This is a genomic window from Stackebrandtia albiflava (assembly GCF_007994225.1).
GTDB classification, from domain to species: domain Bacteria; phylum Actinomycetota; class Actinomycetes; order Mycobacteriales; family Micromonosporaceae; genus Stackebrandtia; species Stackebrandtia albiflava.
In genome coordinates this window covers 707676-729185 of record NZ_VLLL01000005.1, presented here as the reverse complement: position 1 = coordinate 729185, position 21510 = coordinate 707676, and the positions used below count along the sequence as shown (strand labels likewise).

General features: G+C 69.5%; 19 protein-coding genes. 11 read left to right on the top strand and 8 right to left on the bottom strand.

The genetic code is table 11. From position 1 onward, the window contains the following. Window position 1: 1 nt before the first annotated feature. Both LX16_RS04280 and hflX read right to left on the bottom strand, forming a co-directional pair. A complete protein-coding gene (locus LX16_RS04280) occupies window positions 2-1609 on the bottom strand; it encodes a hypothetical protein (RefSeq protein WP_147133409.1) in 1608 nt (535 codons plus the stop codon). 71 nt (window positions 1610-1680) lie between these two features. Continuing rightward, the gene (hflX, locus tag LX16_RS04275) at window positions 1681-3087 is read right to left on the bottom strand and encodes a GTPase HflX (RefSeq protein WP_147133406.1); all 1407 of its coding nucleotides are present in this window, start codon (window positions 3085-3087) and stop codon (window positions 1681-1683) included. 180 nt (window positions 3088-3267) lie between these two features. Between hflX and LX16_RS04270 the strand changes: the two genes are divergently transcribed. Further along, window positions 3268-4680: an NAD-dependent malic enzyme gene (locus LX16_RS04270; RefSeq protein WP_147133403.1), complete on the top strand. Its 1413-nt coding sequence runs from the start codon at window positions 3268-3270 to the stop codon at window positions 4678-4680. A 15-nt stretch (window positions 4681-4695) separates the two neighbouring features. Here the strand turns inward: LX16_RS04270 and dapF are convergent, their stop codons facing one another. Next, the gene (gene dapF, locus LX16_RS04265; RefSeq protein WP_147133400.1) at window positions 4696-5532 is read right to left on the bottom strand and encodes a diaminopimelate epimerase; all 837 of its coding nucleotides are present in this window, start codon (window positions 5530-5532) and stop codon (window positions 4696-4698) included. A gap of 63 nt (window positions 5533-5595) precedes the next feature. Between dapF and LX16_RS04260 the strand changes: the two genes are divergently transcribed. Continuing rightward, the gene (locus LX16_RS04260) at window positions 5596-6597 is read left to right on the top strand and encodes a nicotinate-nucleotide--dimethylbenzimidazole phosphoribosyltransferase (RefSeq protein ID WP_158645471.1); all 1002 of its coding nucleotides are present in this window, start codon (window positions 5596-5598) and stop codon (window positions 6595-6597) included. 68 nt (window positions 6598-6665) lie between these two features. After that, window positions 6666-7229 (top strand): Uma2 family endonuclease, encoded by a 564-nt coding sequence (locus LX16_RS04255; RefSeq protein ID WP_147133394.1) that lies wholly within the window; start codon window positions 6666-6668, stop codon window positions 7227-7229. A 7-nt stretch (window positions 7230-7236) separates the two neighbouring features. Here LX16_RS04255 and gcvT read toward each other — a convergent pair whose 3' ends face one another. Then, window positions 7237-8346, bottom strand: a complete 1110-nt coding sequence (gcvT, locus tag LX16_RS04250) for a glycine cleavage system aminomethyltransferase GcvT (RefSeq protein WP_147133391.1) — start codon at window positions 8344-8346, stop codon at window positions 7237-7239. A gap of 128 nt (window positions 8347-8474) precedes the next feature. Here gcvT and LX16_RS04245 point away from each other — a divergent pair, with 128 nt between their 5' ends. The 4 genes from LX16_RS04245 to LX16_RS04230 all read left to right on the top strand — a co-directional run bounded on the left by LX16_RS04245 (window position 8475) and on the right by LX16_RS04230 (window position 14521). After that, window positions 8475-9938 carry a leucyl aminopeptidase gene (locus tag LX16_RS04245; protein ID WP_244615671.1) on the top strand — a complete coding sequence of 488 codons (1464 nt, stop codon included), beginning with the start codon at window positions 8475-8477 and terminating at the stop codon, window positions 9936-9938. Between the two features lie 68 nt (window positions 9939-10006). Further along, window positions 10007-10783 carry an alpha/beta hydrolase gene (locus LX16_RS04240; protein WP_147133385.1) on the top strand — a complete coding sequence of 259 codons (777 nt, stop codon included), beginning with the start codon at window positions 10007-10009 and terminating at the stop codon, window positions 10781-10783. Window positions 10784-10793: 10 nt separating this feature from the next. Further along, window positions 10794-12548: a DEDD exonuclease domain-containing protein gene (locus LX16_RS04235; protein ID WP_147133382.1), complete on the top strand. Its 1755-nt coding sequence runs from the start codon at window positions 10794-10796 to the stop codon at window positions 12546-12548. Between the two features lie 212 nt (window positions 12549-12760). After that, window positions 12761-14521, top strand: a complete 1761-nt coding sequence (locus LX16_RS04230) for a RelA/SpoT family protein (protein ID WP_147133379.1) — start codon at window positions 12761-12763, stop codon at window positions 14519-14521. Between the two features lie 65 nt (window positions 14522-14586). On the opposite strand, the gene qcrB is transcribed toward LX16_RS04230, so the two are convergent. The 4 genes from qcrB to ctaE are packed head-to-tail and all read right to left on the bottom strand — an operon-like array spanning window position 14587 to window position 18807. Then, window positions 14587-16194 carry a cytochrome bc1 complex cytochrome b subunit gene (gene qcrB, locus LX16_RS04225; protein ID WP_147133376.1) on the bottom strand — a complete coding sequence of 536 codons (1608 nt, stop codon included), beginning with the start codon at window positions 16192-16194 and terminating at the stop codon, window positions 14587-14589. A gap of 2 nt (window positions 16195-16196) precedes the next feature. After that, on the bottom strand, window positions 16197-17288 hold the full coding sequence (gene qcrA / locus LX16_RS04220; protein WP_147133373.1) for a cytochrome bc1 complex Rieske iron-sulfur subunit: 1092 nt from the start codon (window positions 17286-17288) through the stop codon (window positions 16197-16199). 3 nt (window positions 17289-17291) lie between these two features. Then, the gene (gene qcrC, locus LX16_RS04215; protein ID WP_425304407.1) at window positions 17292-18149 is read right to left on the bottom strand and encodes a cytochrome bc1 complex diheme cytochrome c subunit; all 858 of its coding nucleotides are present in this window, start codon (window positions 18147-18149) and stop codon (window positions 17292-17294) included. Window positions 18150-18204: 55 nt separating this feature from the next. Continuing rightward, complete coding sequence (ctaE, locus tag LX16_RS04210; RefSeq protein WP_147133367.1) at window positions 18205-18807, bottom strand: aa3-type cytochrome oxidase subunit III; 603 nt, start codon at window positions 18805-18807, stop codon at window positions 18205-18207. A gap of 224 nt (window positions 18808-19031) precedes the next feature. On the opposite strand from ctaE, the gene LX16_RS04205 reads away from it, so the two are divergent. The 4 genes from LX16_RS04205 to LX16_RS04190 all read left to right on the top strand — a co-directional run bounded on the left by LX16_RS04205 (window position 19032) and on the right by LX16_RS04190 (window position 21509). After that, the gene (locus LX16_RS04205; protein ID WP_147133364.1) at window positions 19032-19436 is read left to right on the top strand and encodes a helix-turn-helix domain-containing protein; all 405 of its coding nucleotides are present in this window, start codon (window positions 19032-19034) and stop codon (window positions 19434-19436) included. A gap of 49 nt (window positions 19437-19485) precedes the next feature. Beyond that, on the top strand, window positions 19486-20526 hold the full coding sequence (trpD, locus tag LX16_RS04200) for an anthranilate phosphoribosyltransferase (RefSeq protein ID WP_147133361.1): 1041 nt from the start codon (window positions 19486-19488) through the stop codon (window positions 20524-20526). A gap of 111 nt (window positions 20527-20637) precedes the next feature. Further along, window positions 20638-21174, top strand: a complete 537-nt coding sequence (locus tag LX16_RS04195) for an NUDIX hydrolase (RefSeq protein WP_244615670.1) — start codon at window positions 20638-20640, stop codon at window positions 21172-21174. A 53-nt stretch (window positions 21175-21227) separates the two neighbouring features. Next, a complete protein-coding gene (locus LX16_RS04190; RefSeq protein ID WP_147133355.1) occupies window positions 21228-21509 on the top strand; it encodes an Lrp/AsnC family transcriptional regulator in 282 nt (93 codons plus the stop codon). Window position 21510: the final 1 nt, after the last annotated feature.

The window sequence follows — 21510 nt, the reverse complement described above, 5'->3', positions numbered from 1 at the left end:
GTCACCGGCCGCCGTAGACGGTGCCTCTGCCGTCGTCCGGCGGGTAGTCGCCGGGTCCGCCGTAGGGGTCGCCGTCGGCGTCGGGGCGGCGGTGTGGCCAGTCGCGGAACTCGTCGTCGTGTCGGCGGACGGGTTCGAAGAGTCTTCCGCCGGAGAGGCCGTCGTCGGCGTTGCGGCCGGGGTGGTGGGGTGGTGCGTCGCGGGGGTGCGGCGGTGGGCCGCCTCGCCGGTCGTCGTGGTAGGGCAGGTCGCGGTCGTCGTATCGCGGATCGGGGTCGTCACGGTGACCCCGGTCGTCGTATCGGGGGTCGTGGTAGCCGCGGTCGTCGTATCGGGGGTCGTCGTCGTGGGACGGGTGGTGGCCGCGGTCGTCGCGGTAGCCGCGGTCGTCGGGGCCGCCTCTGTCGTAGGGTCCTTCGTCGGCGTATCCGGGCCTGCCGGTTCCGCCGGTGGGCGGGTCTTCGGTGGCGCCGGCCTTGCGTCGTTTGCGGGCGCGGATGATGACGTAGAGGCCGTAGCCGAACATCGCGGCACCGACGACGCCGACTCCGGCGATGACCCAGAGGATGCCGTCGACACCGAGGGTGTCTATGACGGAGCTGATGAAGCTCTTGTCGGGTGCCTCCTCGGCGGCCTCGTCCTGCGCGGCGTCGTCGCCGGCGTCTCCGGGGGTCGCGGGCTGGTACCGCCACATCTGGGCGGCCGTGAAGGTGCCGTCGGCGGCGGTGGTGCCCTCGGAGGCGGTGACGTAGCCGCCGTCGCCGTCGAAGGTGATGGCCTCACCCTGCGGTTCGTCGGGGAGCGGGGTCACGACGGGTTCGGTGTCGCCGGTGAGGGCGGCGGCGACGTCGCCGTCGCTGACGGGCCATTCGTAGGCGTCGGTGTAGGTGCGGAGGACGACGCGGTCGCCTTCGGGCGAGACGGCGCCGCCGGTGACGAGCATGGAGGGTGCGGCGCCCAGGGGTACGCCGTCGAGCTCGGAGGGTCCGCCGGGGGTTTCGGTGGCGTCGATGGACCAGGAGCCGATGTTCTCCAGTTGGCCGCCGTCGGGGTTGTTGGGGTCCAGGGGTGCGGTGGCGCGGTAGAAGGTCGATTCGCCGAGGCCCTTGCTGACGAAGATGGGTACGCCGTCGGGCGGCAGCAGCATCGCCTCGGCGTCGTGGGGGCCGTCGGGGTAGGTGAACCGGTAGGTGGTGCCGTTGCCGCCGGTGTCGAAGAGGTGGATGGCGGCGGTGGAGCGGCTGCCGGTGTTGTCGCCGATGTCGGCGACCCAGATCATGCCGTCGGCGTCGACCGCGAGGTCTTCGGGGTCGGCCGGATTGAGGAACGCGGTGACGACACCGGTGACGTTGCATTCGGCGTCGAGCTGGTACACGTCGGTCTGTTCGGAGTCGACGGTACCGTCGCCGACCGCGTAGTAGCCGTCGCCGACCGCTGCCAGGCCGGATAGTTCTCCGAGCCCCTGCTCTGCGACGTCGCAGATCTTCTCGCCTGCGGCGGGTTCCTCGGCGGCCGACTGCCCGGGTATGACCGAGGCCATGATGATGCCGGTCAGGGTGGCGGCGGTCGCGGCCCGAAGTGTGACGCCGGTTATTCCTCCATGCTGCACCGGGCAAGTCTCGCATTGGCCGTCAAGGCGCGCACGGCAACCGTCTCCGGTGACGGTGCATGGCGGTGTGGTCACGGTTGGTCGATGGTGAACGGTGCGAGTTCGGCGGCGAGTGCCGCGTCGACCCGGACGTCCATGAGGGTGCCGTCTGGGGCGTGTTCGGTGGAGGTGACCTCGCCGCGGTGGCGTATCCGGGAGACGAGGTCGCCCCGGACGTAGGGGATGCGGACGCGTAGGGAGACCGCGGGGCGGGGTAGTTCCTGTTCGATGACCTGCCGGAGTTTGTCGATGCCTTCGCCGGTGTGGGCCGAGACGAACCGTGCGTCGGGTAGTTCGTTGCGGAGGACGATGAGGGCGTCGGGGTCGGCGGCGTCGATCTTGTTGACGACGAGGATCTCGGGGAGGGTATCGGCGCCGATGTCGGTGAGGACCTCCCGGACGGCGCGGACCTGGGCGCCGGGGTCGGGGTGGCTTCCGTCGATGACGTGGACGATCAGGTCGGCGTCGGCGACCTCTTCGAGGGTGGAGCGGAAGGCGTCGACGAGTTGGTGGGGCAGGTGGGAGACGAATCCGACGGTGTCGGAGAGGGTGTACTCGCGTCCGTCGGTGGTGCGGGCGCGGCGGGTGGTGGGGTCGAGGGTGGCGAAGAGGGCGTTCTCGACGAGGACTCCGGCGCCGGTGAGTCGGTTGAGCAGGCTGGACTTTCCGGCGTTGGTGTATCCGGCGATGGTGACGGAGGGGACGCCGTGGCGTTGCCGGGTGGAGCGTTTGGTGTCGCGGGCGGCGCGCATGCCGGCGATGTCGCGGCGGAGCCGGGCGATGCGGGTGCGGATGCGCCGGCGGTCGGTTTCGAGTTTGGTCTCACCGGGGCCGCGTAGGCCGACGCCGCCGCCTTGCCCGCCGGCGCGGCCACCGGCCTGCCGGGACAGGGTCTCGCCCCAGCCTCGGAGTCGTGGGACGAGGTATTCGAGTTGTGCGAGTTCGACCTGTGCCTTGCCTTCTCGGCTCTTGGCGTGTTGGGCGAAGATGTCGAGGATGAGGGCGGTGCGGTCGATGACCTTGACGCCGATCTCCTGTTCGAGGTTGCGGAGCTGGCTGGGTGACAGCTCTCCGTCGCAGATGACGGTGTCGGCTCCGCTGGCGGCGACGGCGTCGGTGAGTTCGGTGACCTTTCCGCGCCCGACGAAGGTGGCGGGGTCGGGTTGGCTGCGTCGCTGGATGAGGCCGTCGAGGACCTGGGATCCGGCGGTCTCGGCCAGGGCGGCGAGTTCGGCCAGGGAGTTCTCGGCTTCGGTGAGGGTGCCGCCGCTCCAGACGCCGACGAGGACGACGCGTTCGAGCCGGAGTTGCCGGTATTCGACCTCGGTGACGTCGGTGAGCTCGGTGGAGAGGCCGGCGACGCGGCGGAGCGCGTGGCGTTCGGCGAGTTCGAGTTGGTCGCCGTCGTGGCCGGTGTCGGTGGGTACATACTGCTGCATCGTGTACAAGCGTGACACGTGCGCGGCGATTTCGCACGTCCATATGGCGGGGCCGGTGGTGTGGCGGTGGCTGGGGCGGTGGTGGAATCCTGGGGTGGGATCATGTGAGCCCTGTTATGGCCGTGGCCGTCGGGCTCGGCGTGTGGGTTCGTGGTCACGATGTGGTGAGGAGTGTCGTTGATGTCCATCGCGAAGTTGCCCAGTGCGGGGTTCTCGATCACGGTGCGGGTGGCGTTGATCGCCGACGCCAGTGCGATCGGCAGGTTGACGACCGCCGTGGGTGAGGCGGGGGCGATCGTGACGGCGCTCGACGTGGTGTCGTCGGATCACCGCCGGGTGGTGGTGGACCTGACGTGTGACACGTCGGACACGGCGCACGCCGAGCGGGTGACCGGTGCGTTGGAGGCGTTGCCGGGTGTGACGGTGCGGAAGGTGTCGGACCGGACGTTCCTGCTGCACCTGGGCGGGAAGATCGAGGTGACGCCGAAGGTGTCGTTGCGTAACCGTGACGAGTTGTCGATGGCGTACACGCCGGGGGTGGCGCGGGTGTGTCAGGCGATCGCCGACAATCCGGACGACGCGCGGCGCCTGACGATCAAGCGGAACACGGTGGCGGTGGTGACGGACGGTTCGGCGGTGTTGGGGCTGGGGAACCTGGGGCCGGCGGCGGCGCTTCCGGTGATGGAGGGCAAGGCGGCGCTGTTCAAGAAGTTCGCGGGTGTGGACGCGTGGCCGGTGTGCCTGGACACCCAGGACACCGACCAGATCGTGGAGATCGTGACCGCGATCGCGCCGGTGTACGGGGGCATCAATCTGGAGGACATCGCGGCGCCGCGCTGTTTCGAGATCGAGGCGCGGTTGCGGGAGCGGTTGGACATCCCGGTGTTCCACGACGACCAGCACGGTACCGCGATCGTGGTGTTGGCGGCGTTGACGAACGCGCTGCACGTGGTGGGTAAGCGGATCGAGGACGTGCGGATCACGGTGTCGGGTGCGGGCGCGGCGGGCACGGCGATCATGAACCTGCTGTTGAAGGCGGGGGTGGGTGACATCATCGCGTGTGATCGTCCGGGGGCGTTGCATCGCGGTATGGCGGGCCTGTCGCCGGCGTGGCAACGGTTGGTGGAGTGCACGAACCGGGACAACTTCTCGGGGACGCTCGCCAAGGCGGTCGCCGGGTCGGACGTCTTCATCGGGGTGAGTGCGCCGAACGTCCTGTCCGGTGCGGACGTGGCGACGATGGCGACGGATCCGATCGTGTTCGCGTTGGCGAATCCGGATCCGGAGATCGATCCGCGGGAGGCCGCCGAGCACGCGGCGATCGTGGCGACGGGCCGGTCGGATCAGCCCAACCAGATCAACAACGTGTTGGCGTTTCCGGGGGTGTTCCGGGGGATGTTGGACGCGCAGGCGACCGGTTGGAGTGACGAGGCGGCGCTGGCGGCGGCGGAGGCGATCGCGGGCGTGGTGGGCCGGGACAAGGCGAACCCGTCGTTCATCGTGCCGAGCGTGTTCGACCCGCATGTGGCGCCCGCGGTGGCGCAGGCGGTCAAGGACGCGTTGCGGCCGCCGCAGACCAACGGCGGTTCGTGAGGCCGTAACGCGCGGTCAGGGCTTCGTCGTGCCGTGGAAGGTGAGGACGGCGGGGCCGGTGAGGGTGACGGTGTCGTCGGTGGCGGTGACGGTGAGCCGGCCGCCGGGTACGTCTACGTCGCAGGTTCCGGGGCCGTCGAGGGCCACCACGGCGGCGGCGCAGGCGCCGGTGCCGCAGGACATGGTCTCTCCCACTCCGCGTTCGTGGACGCGCATGGTGATGTGGTCGCGGTCGCCGGTGAACAGTTCGACGTTGACGCCGTCGGGGAATTCGTCGGCGGGCACGGTGGGCGGCCGGGTGAGGTCGTAGGCGGCGGGGTCGGTGACCCGGCAGACCAGGTGCGGGTTGCCCATGGAGACGTGACGGCCGGTGAGGCGGTGTCCGGTGACGTCGGCGGTGGATTCGCCGAGGAGGCGGGCGGGCCCCATGTCGACGCGGAGGAGGTCGCCGTCGACGTCGACGCGGCGGATTCCGGCGCGGGTGGCGACCGGGATGACGTCACCGGTTGCGAGGCGGTGTTCGCGCAGGTAGCGCACGAACACGCGTACGCCGTTGCCGCACATCTCGGCGATGGAGCCGTCGGCGTTGTAGTAGTCCATGAACCAGTCGGCGTGGCCGGCGTGAGAGACGCCGTCGGGGTGTTTGGCGGCGTGCACGACCCGGAGCAGCCCGTCGCCGCCGACGCCGGTGCGTCGGTCGCACAGCCGCGCGATGGCGGCGCGGTCGAGTGGGTGTTCTCCGTCGACGTCGGCGACGATCACGAAGTCGTTGCCGGTGCCGTGGCCTTTGGCGAAGTCCGTCACCCGACAATCATGCCCGGCGGTTCGGCGTCTTGTGGCGTGACCCGTCATCGCGGCGTGGTTGCGGGAGGTCGGCGGTGGCGGGTCACGGTGCGAGGATTAACCTCTGTTGTCGTGAGCGATGACAGCCCCGCCCCGTTCGAGAAGGTGAAGGTGCCGTTCCCCGACGCCGCCTACGCGACGCGTTCCGGTAACCGGTTGGCGTCGGCGTTGCTGCCGGGTACCGGCCTGGGGATCCTGGGTAACGCCGTGTCGTGGGCCGGCCGGGTGCAGGGCACCGACAGGCCGGTGCCGTTCGGCCACGTCGAGGCGATCTGGGTGTCGGGTGGCACCGAGGGTGGTTTCGCCGCGGGCGACGAGGGCTACGAGACCGAGTTGGGTGACCCGGCGGAGTTGGCGGCCCGGTTGGCGGAGCGCGCCGGGGTGCCGATCCGGCGGGTGGAGGCGGCGGTGACGCCCGCGGCGGAGTCCGGTCCGGTGTTGACCGAGGAGCAGTACGCGGAGGCGTTGACCGTGGGCGGCCAGGCCGCGGACGCGTGCATCGACGCGGGCGCGGATCTGTTGGTGTTGGCGGGTTCGGGCCCGGGTACCGTCGCCGCCGCGGTCGCGGTGACCGCGCATCTGACGCGCACGCCGGTGGTGGACCTGTCGCCGCGGCTGCAACTGCCGGGCGGTGTCATCGACGACAACATCTGGATGCGGCGGGTCGCGGCGGCCCGTGACGCGTTCGCGCGGGTGTCGGGTCCGGCCCGTAACGCCCGGACCACGTTGACGGAGTTCGGCGGCGGGGTGTTGGCGACGCTGGCGGGTGTGATCGTCGCGGCCGGTCTGCGGCGGACTCCGGTGTTGTTCGACGGGCCGGTGACCGCCGCGGCGGCGCTTGCGGCGCGGGACTTCTCACTGGGTGCCCCGAAGTGGTGTTACGCGCCGGACCGGATCCCGCATCCGGTGGTGAAGAAGGTCGCCGGTCAGGTGGGGATGGCCGAGCCGATCGGTCCCGGGTTGGACGTGGGCGAGGGGTGCGCGGTGATGCACGCGTTGCCGCTGCTTCAGGACGCATTGCGGTTGGCCTCCGAGTTGCCGTACCCGGCCGAGGAGTCCACCGAGACGGGCTGAACCGGTTCCGGCCGCGAATGTGACGCACCGCAACGTATTCATGACATTCTAAAGGCTACAGTTCTCGTGTGAAGGGTGTGGTCATGGCGGCGGAACCGGATTTCACGTTCCCGGCAGTGTGGACGGAAGACGATCTGGCGACGTTGCCGGAGGACGGGCACCGCTACGAGATCGTCGACGGAAGCCTGATCATGACTCCCCCAGCGTCTTACCATCATCAGAGCATCAGCTTCAACCTGAGCCTTCTTCTACACGATGCCGCGTTCAAGGGCTGGAAGGTGCGCACCGAGCTCGGTGTCCGGGTGCCCGGCGCGAACCTCGTGCCCGACATCGTGGTGCTACGTCCGGATGGGGCGCGTCCCGGCCTGTGGCAGGCAGCCGGTTCCGTGGCGCTGGTCGTGGAGATCGCCTCGAAGTCCACGAAGGTGTTCGACGACGAGGTGAAGAAGCGGTTGTACGCTGCGGCGGGTATCCCCTCGTACTGGCAGATAACTCAGGACGGGGACTTGCTGGCGCACAGCGGGCCGAAACCGGACGGGTACGGTGACACCGTCGTGGCGGCTCCTGGTCGGGTGTTCGATGCGGCGGAGCCGTTCCCGATCCGGTTCGACCCCGCCGACCTGGCGGATTGATCGCGCGTCACTTCACCGACGGTGTCACGAACGGCGGCTTGACGACCTTAACCGGCAGTGCCCGGCCGCGTACGTCGACGGAGAGTTCGGTGCCCTCGTCCACACCCGCGGCGGTGTCGATCAGCGCCAGCGCTATCCCGATCTTCCTGGTGGGTGAGAAGGTGCCGGAGGTGGTGGTCCCGACGACCGTGTCGCCGGAGCGGACGGTCATGTCGGCGCGGGGGATGCCGCGTCCGGTGGCCTCCAGGCCCCACAAGCGGCGGCGAGGCCCGGTGGCCTTCTCCTCGGTCAGGGCGTCCCTTCCCCAGAAGTGGGGTTTCCTCCAACCGACGGCCCAGCCGGCGCGGGCCTGTACCGGTGTGATCTCCATGGAGAGTTCGTGGCCGTGCAGCGGGTACCCCATCTCGGTGCGGAGGGTGTCCCGGGCTCCCAGGCCGGCCGGGCGGATGCCGTGCGGCGCTCCGGCGGTCATCAGGGCGTCCCAGACGGCTCCGGCGGCATCGGCGGGCACCAGGAGTTCGTAACCGTGTTCGCCGGTGTATCCGGTGCGGCAGGCCACGATAGAGGTTCCGGCGCATTCTGCGGTGACGAAGGACATGTACTCGTGGTCGGCGGGGACGCCGAGGTCCGCCAGTACCCGCGCGGAGTGCGGTCCCTGCAACGCCAGGACGGCGTGGTCGCGGTGTTCGTCGGTGACGGCGACGTCCGCGGGGGCCTCGGCAGCCAGCCGGGCGGCGACTTCGGCGTTGTTGGCGGCGTTGGGAACCAGGAACACCCGGTCGGGGCCGTACAGGTACGCGATGAGGTCGTCCACCACGCCGCCGGAGTCGTCGCAGCACAACGTGTACTGGGCCTTGCCGGGTGCGATGCGGCGCAGGTCGTTGCTGAGCCGGTCGTTGACGAAGTCGGCGGCGCCGGGGCCGGAGACGTCGATCTTGCCGAGGTGGGAGACGTCGAACAGGCCCACCGCCTCCCGCACCGCGGTGTGTTCGGCGACCACTCCCCCGCCGCCGTATTCGAGCGGCATCAGCCATCCGCCGAACTCGGCGAACTTGGCGCCGAGTGCGTCATGACGGTCACGAAGCGGTGACTGGATCGGTTGCGACGTCTCTGTCATGATCCGCAACCTACCGCCTCCCGGATATGAGCGTACGATCGGCTGGTCCTTACCGCGCAGTGGCGAGCGGAGTCGATGAGACGGCCGCGCCCACGGTGCGCGGAACCGCTAACACCCTGGGAGTTCGCGTGCCAACGCTCGCCTTGTCAACCGACGACGCCGCCTCCGTGGCGGCCGACGTCCTGCTGATCGGTCTCCACAAGGGCGAGGACGGACCGGTCCTGGCCCCCGGCGCCGAGGCGGTGGAGTCCGCATTCGGTGAACTGTTGCCGACACTGGAGGCTCTGGGAGCCACCGGTGAGGAGGGCGGGCTGACGACCGTCCCGTCGATGGGCCGGGTCGCCGCGACCCTGATCACCGCCGTCGGTCTGGGCGAGCGGTCCGACGACGGGCCGTCCGCGGAGACGTTGCGGCGGGCCGCCGGCGCCGCGGCGAGGTCCGCCGCCGGGAAGGACTCGATCGTCTTCGCGGTGTCCGGGGACGCTGAGGCCCTCGCCACCGGCGCCCTGCTGGGCGCGTACCAGTTCGCCGACTACCGCACCGACCGGACCGGGCTGAAGGATCCGGTGGCGGCCGTGACCCTGCTGGGCGCCGACTGCGACGTGTCGCGGGTGACGGCGTTGACCGACGGGGTGCGGGCGGCACGCGACTGGGCCAACACTCCGGGGAACCTGCTGCCGCCGAAGGTCTTCGCCGAGCAGGTCGCCGAGGCGGCCCAGGCGGCCGGGCTGGGCGTCGAGGTGCTGGACGAGGAGGCGCTGGCAGCCGGTGGCTACGGTGGGATCCTCGCCGTCGGGAACGGCTCGTCGCGGCCGCCGCGGCTGGTCCGGTTGACCTACCGGGCCGAGGGCGCGTCGGGTCACGTGGCGCTGGTCGGCAAGGGCATCACCTTCGACACCGGCGGCATCTCCATCAAGCCCGCGCAGGGCATGTGGGACATGAAGGGCGACATGGCCGGTGCGGCGGCGGTGGCCGGTGCCATGCTGGCGGTCGCGGCGCTCAAGCCGTCCGTGGACGTGACCGCGTACCTGCCGATGGCGGAGAACATGCCGTCGGGGACGGCGTACCGGCCCGGTGACGTGGTGACGGCCTACGGCGGCAAGACCATCGAGGTCATCAACACCGACGCGGAGGGTCGCATGGTGTTGTGCGACGCGTTGACCCGCGCCGCCGAGGACGAGCCCGACGCGATCTACGACATCGCGACGTTGACCGGTGGCCAGGTGATGGCCCTGGGCAAGCGCATCGCCGGTGTGATGGGCTCCGAGGAGGAGTGCGCCCGGGTCAAGCGGGTCGGCGAGTCCACCGGTGAGGCCGCGTGGCCGATGCCGTTCCCGGAGGAGGTCCGCAAGACGATGAAGTCGCGGATCGCCGACGTGCTGCAGGGTTCGGCGAACATGGAGCGGTCCGGGCACATGCTGCAGGGCGGCATCTTCCTCGACCACTTCGTCGACGACGACATGCCGTGGGCGCACATCGACATCGCGGGTCCCGCCGACCACGGTGGCGAGCCGTACGGGTACATCGTCAAGGGCGCCACCGGTTTCGGTGTGCGGACCCTGGTGGCGCTGGTGGAGGACCGGGCGGCCTGACCGGTTCACCGTCCCCGTCGTGACGTCCCCGCCACCGGATCGGTGGCGGGGACGTCTAATCTGTTGCCATGTCCAGGCCGTCCACCGAGTCCACACTGTTCCTGCGCACCGGCGACGGGGTACGGATCTCGGCACGGTATCTGCCGAAGGACTCGGACACCGCGTTCGTGGTGGGTCACGGCTTCTCCGGTTCGTGGCGTAATCCGCGGGCGCGCGCGATCGCCGGGATCCTGCACGGCCGGGCGGCGTTGCTGGCGATCGACTTCCGGGGCCACGGCGGATCCACCGGCGTGTCCACTGTGGGCGACCTTGAGGTGCACGACGTCCAGGCGGCGGTGGAGTTCCTGCGGGAGCGGGGACACCGCCGGATCGCGGTGGTCGGCTTCTCGATGGGGGCCGCGGTGGCGGTGCGGCACGCGGGCCTGTTCGGGGGTGTGGCGGCGGTAGCGGCCGTCAGCGGCCCCGCCCACTGGTACTACCGGGGTACGCCGAGGATGCGGCTGCTGCATCTCGCGGTGGAGCGCCGCCTGGGCAGGGCGGTGTCACGACTGGCGTTGCGGACCCGGATCAGCGCGGCGGGTTGGCGGACGGTTCCGGCGCCTCCGTGGGAGCTCGCCGGGAAGATCTCACCGGCGCCGTTGCTGGTCGTCCACGGCACCGAGGACCGGTTCTTCCCCCTGCGGCACGCCCACGCCCTCTACGCCGCCGCCGCCGAGCCCAAGGAGCTGTGGATCGAACCGGGCATGGGGCACGCCGAATCCGCGATGACGCCGGCGCTGGTGGGGCGGCTGGGCGACTGGTTGACGGACGCCGTTTCGAACGGTGCTGTCCCACCCGGCTCCTAGACTGCCCGTCGTGTCCAGTCCCACCGCCGGACGTTACGTCCAGCCCAGTTTCGACGATCTGGGTACACCGCTGTCCGAGATCACCTTCATGGTGGTGGATCTGGAGACGACGGGCGTCGCGGCCGATGCCGCGGCGATCACCGAGATCGGGGCCGTGAAGGTACGCGGCGGCGAGGTGCTGGGCGAGTTCCACACCCTGGTCAACCCCGGCGAGCCGATCGACGCGCGTATCACGCAGCTGACCGGCATCACCGACGCGATGGTGGCGGAGGCCCCGCCCGTGACGGCGGTGCTGCCGGGTTTCCTGGAGTTCGCGCAGGGGACGGTGTGGGTGGCGCACAACGCGCCGTTCGACGTGGGTTTCCTGCGGGCCGCGTGCGACGCGGCGGGCTATCCGTGGCCCCGCCCGCAGGTGGTGGACACGGTGGTGTTGGCGAGGCGGCTCGTGGACCGCAGTGAGGTCCCCAACAAGCGGTTGGGCACCCTGGCGAGGTTCTTCGGGGCGAAGATCTCCCCGACCCACCGGGCGCTCGACGACGCCAGGGCCACGGTGGACGTGCTGCACGCACTGCTGGAACGGTTGGGCGCCCACTACGTGTTGACCGACACGGACCTGGCGGACTTCCAGCGGGCCATCCCGGCCGCCGAGCAACGCCGCAAACGACACCTCGCGAAGGGCCTGCCGAGGGTTCCGGGCGTCTACGTGTTCCGGGACGCGCAGGACCGTCCGCTGTACATCGGCACGTCGGTGGACATCGCCGGTCGGGTCCGCAGCTACTTCTCCGGCGGGGAGACCCGCAAGCAGATGCGCGACATGCTGCGGTTGGCGGAGCGCATCGAGCCGATCGAGTGCGCGCACCGCCTGGAGGCGCAGGTCCGGGAGCTCCGCATGATCGCGACCGCGAAGCCGCCGTTCAACCGCAGGTCGAAGTACCCGGAGCGCCTGGCGTGGTTGCGGCTCACCGACGAGGCGTACCCCCGGTTGTCGCTGGTGCGGAAACCGCCGGAGGCCGGCAGTACATGGCTTGGGCCGTTCACGTCGGCGAAGGCGGCGGCGCAGGTGATGGAGGCGGTCCACGACGCGTTGCCGATCAGGCAGTGCAAGACGCGGTTGTCGCCGCGCCGGGCGGGGTCGTCGTGCGCGTTGGCGGAGCTGGGGTGTCCGGCGCCGTGCCTGTTGCGGATCTCTGTGTCCGACTACTCGCGGATCGCGGAGCGGTTCTCGGCGACGGTGGCGGGTGACCCGGATCCGGTGGTGGCGCCGTTGTTGCACCGGATCGGTGACCTGTCGGGGCGGGAGCGGTTCGAGGAGGCGGCGGTGGTGAGGGGGCGGTTGGCGGCGTTCCTGCGGGCGGCGATCCGTACCCAACGCACCCAGTCGTTGATCCGGATCCCCGAGCTGGTGGCGGCGGGGCCGGCCGCCGGGGGCGGGTGGGAGATCGCGGTGGTCCGGCACGGTCAGCTCGCGGCGGCGGCGAAGAGTCCACCACGGATCAACCCCATGCCCACTGTGGAGTCCCTATTGCGTTCGGCGGCGACGATACCGCCGTCCGACGGGAACCTCGCCGGTTCCCGCATCGCCGAGACCGAACTCATCCTCACCTGGCTGGAGGGGACCGGCGTCCGCCTGGTGCGCACGGACTCCGGTTGGGCGCAACCGCGCCGGGCCGCCGGGGCCTACCGTGAGTTGCTCGATCGGCTGGACGCGGCCATGCCGCATCAACGGGGCGGCCGGGGTCACGATCCCACCCGCCGCCACACATAGCCGAATGTGGATGATTCACTGAAACCGCCGGGGTCTCCGCGAACCGGCCGCCGTCACCGCCGTACCCAGTCGGATTGACGACAGATCACTGGCGGGTCAACGGTTTTCACCGGAAAGTGAGCGTGGAATCCCGTGTGTCCCGTACCACCCGGACGCGCGCGTCCCTAAGATCGGGGCTAACATTTGCCAGCATCCTGGCCGGAGGTGTCACCATGCTGCGAACGATTCTCCACCGGTCCTCACCGGCGGACGACCCCTGGGGAGTGACCGCCAGCGTCGCCGCCCTGGAGACGACACATCGCGCCAAGCACCCGACACCGTCCATCCCCCTGCTGCGCAAGGCGTTCCGCATCGCCGAACAGATGCACCGGGGACAGAACCGCAAGAGCGGTGAGCCCTACATCACCCACCCGATCGCCGTCGCGGGGATCCTCGCGGACTTCGGCCTCGACACCACCACCATCGCCGCCGCGCTGCTCCACGACACCGTCGAGGACACCTCCTACACGCTGCAACGACTCCGCGACGACTTCGGCAACGAGGTGGCGTTGCTCGTCGACGGTGTGACCAAGCTCGACAAACTGTACTTCGGGGACGCCGCCGAGGCCGAGACCTTCCGCAAACTCATCGTCACCGCCGGCCGCGACATCCGGGTCCTGGTCATCAAACTCGCCGACCGGGTGCACAACATGCGCACCCTGGGGGCGAAGTCCCGTCCCTCGCAGATCCGCATCGCCGAGGCGACCCGCGACGTGCTGATACCGCTTGCCGACCGGCTCGGCCTGTACGTCATCAAGCGGGAGCTGGAGGACATCGTCCTCAAGACGATCGATCCGGACACGTACGAGGAGATCGACGCCTACCTCAACCACAACCCCGAACGGACGGCCAAGGTCTCGGTGGCGACCCAGCGGCTGCGCGCCGAACTGCGCCAGATGCGCATCACCGCCGAGATCCTCGACCGGCCCCGCCACCACTACTCGGTGTTCCGGGAGATGGCGTTGCGTCCCCGCCGCGGCCCCCAGGACCCACCACGCCTGGTCCTGGTCGTCGAGGGGCCCCTCACCGACTGCTACGCCACCATGGGCGCCGTACACCGGCTCTGGCAGCCGCTCCCCGGCCGGTTCAAGGACTTCATCGCCACACCCAAGTTCAACCTGTACCAGTCGCTCCACACCTCGGTGATCGGTCCCGGCGACGAGCCCATGGACGTCATGATCCGCACCCACGACATGAACCAGACCGCCGAACTGGGCATCGCCGCGCACCTGTCCCGGGAGACCTCCCGCACGGGGCAGTCCCTCCAGGAACTCAAGTGGCTGCGGCGCCTCCTCGACTGGCAGCGCGACGCGATCGACCCCGAGAAGTTCCTCGACTCGCTGCGATGCGACCTCGCCGACGAACAGATCCTCGTGTTCACGACCGGCGGCAACCAGCACATCCTGCCGATCGGTGCCACACCGGTGGACCTGGCCTACTGCAACGGGCCGTCCGAGGGCGACAGGCTGATCGGCGCCTACGTCAACGGACGACTCGCGCCCCTGTCGGTACCGCTCGCGGAGGGCGACCTGGTGGAGACGATCATCTCGCACTCGAGCACCGGCTACCCCGGACCGTCCAGGGAGTGGCTGCTCAGCGCGAAGACCCCCCACGCGCAACTGCTCATCTCCCAGTGGTTCGCCGGCCACCGTGGACCACACGCGACGGACTCCGCCCGGCAGTCCGAACGGCGTCAGCTGCTCGCCGACCGGATCGGCGCGGGCCGGCACGCCGTCGACGCGGCGCTTCGCCGGCGCGACCGAGGCCTGGCCTCCACCGACCCGCTACTGCGGCTAGCCCGCGACCTCGGCTACCCGGACCTGGACGCCCTGTACCTCGCCGTCGACGACGAGAAGTTCGACGCCGACGAGATCGCCGAGAAGCTGATCGCCTCGGTCGACCGGGAACCCACGCCCGACGCGCTCACCACCTGAGCCCCGGACACGACGTGGCCCCCGGTCCCTGTCGGGACTGGGGGCCACTCACGTGTGCGCCCTCGTCAGCGCCTTCCGGCCTCGATCTCCTCACGTGACCGGTCGTCGCCCTCGACCTCGCGGCGCGGGGTCTCCGACGGCAGCTCCACCGGCTTGAAGAAGCCCTTGACGGCGGGCAGCAACGCGCCCACCCGGTTCATCTTCTTCGGCACGGTCCAGCCGTTGTACTCCAGGACCTTCGGGTGCCCGTGCTCGTCGACCTCCGAGGTCAGCGGCTGGTGCACCTCGTAGAACCGGCCGTTGGCGTCCCGCCGCATGATGCCGGTCTCGATGCCGTGCGCCAGCACCTCACGGTCGTGCTGCTGCAGGCCCAGGCAGATCCGTCGCGTGATGAAGAAGGTGATCACCGGAATGACCACGATCCCGATCCGGCCGCCCCACGTCATCGCGTTCAGGCTGATGTTGAACTTGTCGGCGACGATGTCGTTGGCGCCGGTGATGGTCGTGATCAGCCAGATGCTGGTGACCATGGCGCCCACCGCGGTACGCGTCGGGTTGTCCCTCGGACGCTCCAGCAGGTTGTGGTGTGCCTTGTCCTTCGTGAACCGGCGCTCGATGAACGGGTAGAGCAGCGGCACCGTGAACGCCACGCCCATGCCCACCACGGCCGGCCAGAACACCGCCGGAAGCGTGAACCCGAACCCGGACAGCTCCCAACTCGGGAACAACCGGACCAGGCCGTCGAGGAACATGACGTAGAAGTCGGGCTGGCTGCCGGAGGACACCACCGACGCCTCGTACGGACCGAACAACCAGATCGGGTTGATCTGGAACAGGCCGCCCATCAACGCGATCACCGCGAAGACGAGCATGAAGAAGCCGCCCTGCTTGGACACGTAGTTGGGGAACATCCGGTAGCCGACCACGTTGTGCTCGGTCCGGCCCGGCCCCGGCCACTGGGAGTGCTTCTGGGCGAACACCAGTCCCACGTGCACGGCGATCAACGCCAGCATGATGCCCGGGATGAGCAGCACGTGGAGGATGTAGAACCTGGTGACGATGACCTCGCCCGGGTACTCCCCGCCGAACAGCGCGTGCGCGGCCCAGCTCCCGATCAGCGGGATGGACTCGGTGATGCCGTGCACGATCCGCAGGCCCGTGCCCGACAGGCCGTCGTCGGGGATCGAGTAGCCCATCAGGCCCTCGAAGAACGCCAGGATGAACAGGATGAACCCGATGACCCAGTTGGCCTCGCGGGGCTTGCGGAACGCGCCGGAGAAGAACACCCGGCCCATGTGGACCAGGATCGACGCCACGAACAGCAGCGCCGCCCAGTGGTGCATCTGCCGGATGACCAGGCCGCCGCGCACGTCGAACGAGATGTGCAGCGTCGACTCGTACGCCTTGGACATCCCGATGCCGCGCAACGGCGTGTAGCTGCCGTCGTAGACGACGTGGACCATCGACGGTTCGAAGAACAGCGCCAGGAACGTACCGGTGAGCAACAGGACGATGAACGAGAACAACGCGATCTCGCCCAGCAGGAACGACCAGTGGTCGGGGAAGACCTTGGTCAGCAGTCCCCGCACCGGCGAGGCCAGCTTGAACCGGTCGTCCAGTTCGTTGCCGATCTTCGCCGGCATCTGCTTCGCGTCGAACTTACGACGTTTCATGGTTAGCCACGCTCCCAGAATGCGGGGCCGATAGGCACCAGGAAGTCGGACACGGCGTAGAAGACACCGTCTTCGTTGACCGCGAGCGGCAACTGCGGCAGGTGTCGCGTCGCGGGCCCGAACACCGGCTTGGCGTTGTCGGTGATCAGGAACTGCGACTGGTGGCACGGGCACAGCAGCCGGTTGGTCTGCTGCTCATACAGGCTGGCGGGGCAGCCGATGTGCGTGCAGATCTTGGAGTAGGCGATGTAGTTGCCCCACATCGCGCCCTTGTACATGTCGTACGCGTTGGCGCGCGCCTTGTCGGCGTCCTCCTGGCGCAGGTGGATCAGCAGCGTCGGAGAGTCCGCGTACTCGTTGGTCGCGCCACCGGGGATCGCCGGGAAGACGGTGATCTGACCGCCCACCGAGACCATGTCGGGACGCACCAGGGTGCCGTCCTTCAGCATCAGCCGCACCGGCTCACCGTGGTTCTTGGCCGGGCTGAAGCCCGTGGTGACCAGATCGTCCCCGGGCGGGGTGATCAACGTGCCCAGCGGCGCGATGGCGGCCAGCCCCAGCGGGGCGGCACCGAACAGCAGCGCCCGCTTCAACAGCGGACGGCGCTTGATGCCGGTCTCGTCGACGACGTTGCTCAGGGTGGCGCCGGTGATGATCCGGTCCTCCTGGGCGGAGCCGCCGTCGTGACGCTCCTGGACCAGCTCCTCCACCGGGAGCAGCTTCTTGGACCAGGTGAGGATGCCGATGCCGAGGCCGGCCAACGCCAGGCCCAGCGTCAGGCCGAGCATCGGGGTGTACCACTTCGACCAGCTCTCGGCGGTCCCCAGCTCGGCGAACTCGTACTCCCACGGCCAGAACGCGAATACCGCGACGAACCCGAGAGCACCCAGACCGGCGACCGTGAAGCACAGGGCGATGAAGCGCTCGATGCGCTTCTCCGCCTTGGTGCCCGGAACCGGGAAGGCGGGCTCGTAGTGCAGGATCTCGATGCCGTCCCGCCGCAGCCCCTCCTTCACGATGTCGAACTTGGTCAGCTTGCCGTCGGTCACGTCGACCGGTTCGGCGGCGCTTGAGTCGTGGTGTGCAGCACTCATGAGTTACGACTTCCCCGCAATCCACAGTGTCGCCACGGCGAGCGTGGTGATGCCGACCAGGAAGATGGCGATGCCCTCGGTGGAGGGACCGAACCGTCCCAGGCCCCAACCGCCCGGGTCCTGATCGGTGTTGAGGTACTCGATGTACGCGATGACCTGTGCCTTCTGTTCAGGCGTCAGCTGGTTGTCGGCGAAGACCGGCATGTTCTGCGGCCCGGTCAGCATCGCCTGGTAGAGCTGCTCGGTCGGCACCCCGGCCAGCGAGGGGGCGAACCCTCCGGACGACAGCGCGCCACCGCCGGTGGAGAACCCGTGGCAGCTCGAACAGTTGACCCGGAACAGGTCACCGCCCTCGGCCAGCCCGGTGGGGTCGGCGAGCACGTCGGCGACCATCGCGTCGATGTTGTCGGGGGTCTGCGGGCCGCCACCCAGGGACTGGATGTAGGCGGCGATCGCAGTGGCCTCTTCGGGGGTGAACATCGGCGGTTTGCGCTCGGCCTGTGCGGTCTGCGCCGCCATCGGCATGCGGCCGGAGTTCACCTGGAACTCGACCGAGGCGCTGCCGACGCCGATCAGGCTCGGACCGCGGCCGTCCACGCCTTCGGCGTTGACGCCGTGGCAGCTGATGCAACTGTTGTTGAACAGCTCCTCACCCTGTTCGACCAGGGCCTGGAAGGACTCGTCGGTCTCCTCGGCGTACACGCCTGGAGCGAACGCCGTGTACACCCCGCCGACCAGGGCGAGCGCGGCGACGAAGCGAGCGAAAGCCCCGAGCCGTCTGCGCCAGCCGGATCGGCGTCTGGTTGCTACAGCCACGGTTATTGCCTCACCTTTGCTGTTGTCTTCCGATGCGGGCGGCACCGGCGTCTCATGTAGTTGGTTGGTTCCACTGTGGGTGGCTCGGCGGTGAGCCGGTTCACTTCAGGAAGTAGATCATGAAGAACAGGGCGATCCAGACGACGTCGACGAAGTGCCAGTAGTACGACACCACGATGGCCGAGGTCGCCTGCGCCGGAGTGAACCGCCCCATGGTCGTTCGGATCAGGTAGATGACGAAGGCGATCAGACCGCCGGTCACGTGGAGGCCGTGGAACCCGGTGGTGAGATAGAACATCGACCCGTAGCCGTCGGCGTTGATCTTGATGCCCTCGTGGACCAGGGTGAGGTACTCGTTGGCCTGGCCGAGAACGAAGACCAACCCCATGATGAAGGTGACGAAGAACCAACGCCTGACCCCGTACACGTCGCCGCGCTCGGCGGCGAACACGCCCATCTGGCAGGTGACCGAGGACGCCACCAGGATCAGGGTGAACGTCGCCGCGTAGGGGATGTTCAGGTGTTGGGTGTGCTCCGCCCACTGCTCGGGCGCCGCCGCCCGGATGGAGAAGTACATCGCGAACAACGCAGCGAAGAACATCAGTTCGCTGGACAGCCAGACGATCGTTCCGACGCTGACCATGTTCGGCCGGGTCAAGGAGTGGATTCGCCTGGGATCAATGGTGGCTTCTGCCGCAGTCACGCGGCCATTATTGCCGCTGATCTTCTACGGCTTGTGGCGGGGGGCGATCCCTCCGCGTGTCGCCGGGACCGCGCGGGTCCCGCCGCAGGTGAGGGCGCCGAGGCGCGTATCCGGTGATCGGGCGGTCACGTGACGCCGCCGGTCGGGCGGCGGCGCGGGCGGGATCCGGCTGGCGGTAGGCTCGGTGCCTGACCGTTAACACGCCCGACCGAAGGCCATCGTCAATGAGCAGCAGCTACACCGTTCTCCTGTACAGCGACAACCTGAAGGTGCGCCACGCGATGCGGACGGCGATCGGTGAGCGTCCCGCCTCCGACGTCACCGTCGAGTACCTGGAGGCCGGAAGGTACGACGAGGCCGTCCGGCTCATCGACACGTTCGAGATCGACCTGATCCTGCTCGACGGCGAGGCGCAGCCCGCCGGAGGCATGGCGATCGCGCGCCAGCTCCGGGACGAACTGGACGACCCGCCGATGTCGTGCCTGGTGCTGCGCCGGGCCGCCGACAACTGGCTCGCCGCCTGGTCGCGCGCCGACGCGAGCCTCACCTACCCCCTCGACCCGATCCGCACCGCCGGCAAGGTTCTGGAACTGCTGCGCCGCCGGTCGCAGACGCCCGTCGTCGGCTGATCCGCCCGGCTCGGCCGACCCGTCCCGCCCGCGAGAAAGGCACGAGGCAGTGACTTCGCAATGGTCGACCATCCTGTCCACTCTGCTGGAGCGGCGCCCGCTGGCGGCCGCACAGGCCGACTGGGCGATGAACGAGATCATGGCCGGCGAGGCGACACCCGCGCAACTGGCGGCGTTCGCCGTACTGCTGAGGGCCAAGGGTGAGACCGCCGACGAGATGACCGGCCTGGTCGCGGCGATGCTCGGCAACACCGAGCGCCTCGACCTGCCGATGGACTGCGCCGACATCGTCGGCACCGGCGGTGACAGATCGCACACCGTGAACATCTCCACGATGGCGTCCCTGGTGGTCGCCGGCGGTGGCGTCCCGGTGGTCAAGCACGGCAACCGGGCCGCGTCGTCGCGGTGCGGGTCGGCGGATCTGCTGGAGGCACTCGGTGTTCCGCTCAACCTGGGCCCGGAGAAGGTGGCGCGGTGCGTCACCGACGCCGGTATCGGGTTCTGCTTCGCCGGGCGGTTCCACCCCGGCATGCGGCACGCCTCGGGACCGCGGCGTGAACTGGGCGTGCCGACCGCGTTCAACTTCCTGGGGCCGTTGAGTAATCCGGCTCAACCCCGCGCCGGTGCCATCGGGTGCGCCGACGTCGCGATGGCGCCGGTCATGGCGCGGGTGCTGGCCGACCGCGGGGTAAGCGCCCTGGTCGTGAGGGGTGAGGACGGCCTGGACGAGTTGACCACCGGCGCGGCGACGCGGGTGTGGCTCGTCAACGGCGGCCGGGTCGTCGAGACGGTGATCGACGCGGTCGACCTGGGGATCGCGAGGTCGCCGCTGTCGGCGCTGCGCGGCGACGACGCCGGGTACAACGCCGAGGTGGCACGTGACCTACTCGCGGGCAAGCCGGGGCCGGTACGTGACGCCGTCCTGTTGAACGCCGCCGCCGGATTCGCCGCGTTCGAGGGCCTGGAGGCCGACATCACCGAGGACCTTCCCGGGGCGATGCGGCGCGGCCTCGATCGGGCCGCCGACGCCGTCGACTCGCGGGCGGCCGCCGACACGCTCACCCGTTGGGTCGGCGTCGCGAACGGCTGACCTGCGGCGCCGTCCGCCCGCCGACGGTGCCGGACAACGCTTTCGGGCGACTGCTCTAGGCTGGCGGTGCCGCGAACGCGGTCGCTGCCGGGAAGGGTGAAGATGGGCGAAGTGCGCTCCGCTGTCCGTAGACCGTCCTCCCTGTTGCGGGCCACCGCATACCGGGTCTTCTACCTGCTGCCCCGCTCGTGGCGGCGCCGGATCGTGCGAATCGCCACACCCACCTACACTGTGGGCGCCGTCATGCTCGTGTACGACCTGGACGGTTCCCGGCTCCTGATGCTCCGCCAGCCACCCGGACACGGCTGGGGTCTCCCGGCCGGTCTTCTGGAACGCGGTGAGCGGCCGGTGGACGGCGCGGTGCGGGAACTCCATGAGGAGACCGGTATCGCGCTCACCCCCGAGGACGTGGAACCGGCGGCCCCCAACGCGGTCGTCCACACCTACGGCAGGTGGGTCGACACGGTCTTCACGGCCAGGATCGACCCGGAGACCGTCGAGCTGGCCGTGGACGGCGCCGAGGTGCTGGACGCGCGCTGGTGGCCGGTGGACGGCATGCCGCCGGTGACGGTCGCGGCCTCCCGCCTGCTCGCGCACTACGGGTTGGGGCCGTATGCCGACTATCCGGAGACGGCGCGCATCGACTGAGCCGGCGGCGTTAGGGTGGGTCCGTCCGACCCACCGCCGTGCCAAGGAGCGACATGATCACCGCGATCGTGCTAATCGACTGCGCCACCGACTCGATTCCCGAAGTGGCCCAGGCCATCGCGGACCTGCCCGGTGTCAGCGAGGTCTACTCCACCGCCGGCAACGTGGATCTGATCGCGATGGTGCGGGTCCGTGAGTTCGACGACATCGCCGACGTCGTCGCCGGTGCGATCAGCAAGGTGCCGGGCGTCTCCGACACCGAGACCCACATCGCGTTCCGCGCCTACTCGAAGCACGACGTGGAGGAGATCTTCGCCATCGGCTTCGAGGACTGAA

Coding starts and splice junctions, on each gene's coding strand:
- LX16_RS04270 (WP_147133403.1), top strand. CDS start 3,268: ATGTCCATCGCGAAGTTGCCCAGTGCGGGGTTCTCGATCACGGTGCGG.
- dapF (WP_147133400.1), bottom strand. CDS start 5,532: ATGACGGGTCACGCCACAAGACGCCGAACCGCCGGGCATGATTGTCGG.
- LX16_RS04230 (WP_147133379.1), top strand. CDS start 12,761: ATGCTGCGAACGATTCTCCACCGGTCCTCACCGGCGGACGACCCCTGG.
- LX16_RS04205 (WP_147133364.1), top strand. CDS start 19,032: ATGAGCAGCAGCTACACCGTTCTCCTGTACAGCGACAACCTGAAGGTG.
- qcrA (WP_147133373.1), bottom strand. CDS start 17,288: ATGAGTGCTGCACACCACGACTCAAGCGCCGCCGAACCGGTCGACGTG.
- LX16_RS04190 (WP_147133355.1), top strand. CDS start 21,228: ATGATCACCGCGATCGTGCTAATCGACTGCGCCACCGACTCGATTCCC.
- hflX (WP_147133406.1), bottom strand. CDS start 3,087: ATGCAGCAGTATGTACCCACCGACACCGGCCACGACGGCGACCAACTC.
- LX16_RS04240 (WP_147133385.1), top strand. CDS start 10,007: ATGTCCAGGCCGTCCACCGAGTCCACACTGTTCCTGCGCACCGGCGAC.
- gcvT (WP_147133391.1), bottom strand. CDS start 8,346: ATGACAGAGACGTCGCAACCGATCCAGTCACCGCTTCGTGACCGTCAT.
- qcrB (WP_147133376.1), bottom strand. CDS start 16,194: ATGAAACGTCGTAAGTTCGACGCGAAGCAGATGCCGGCGAAGATCGGC.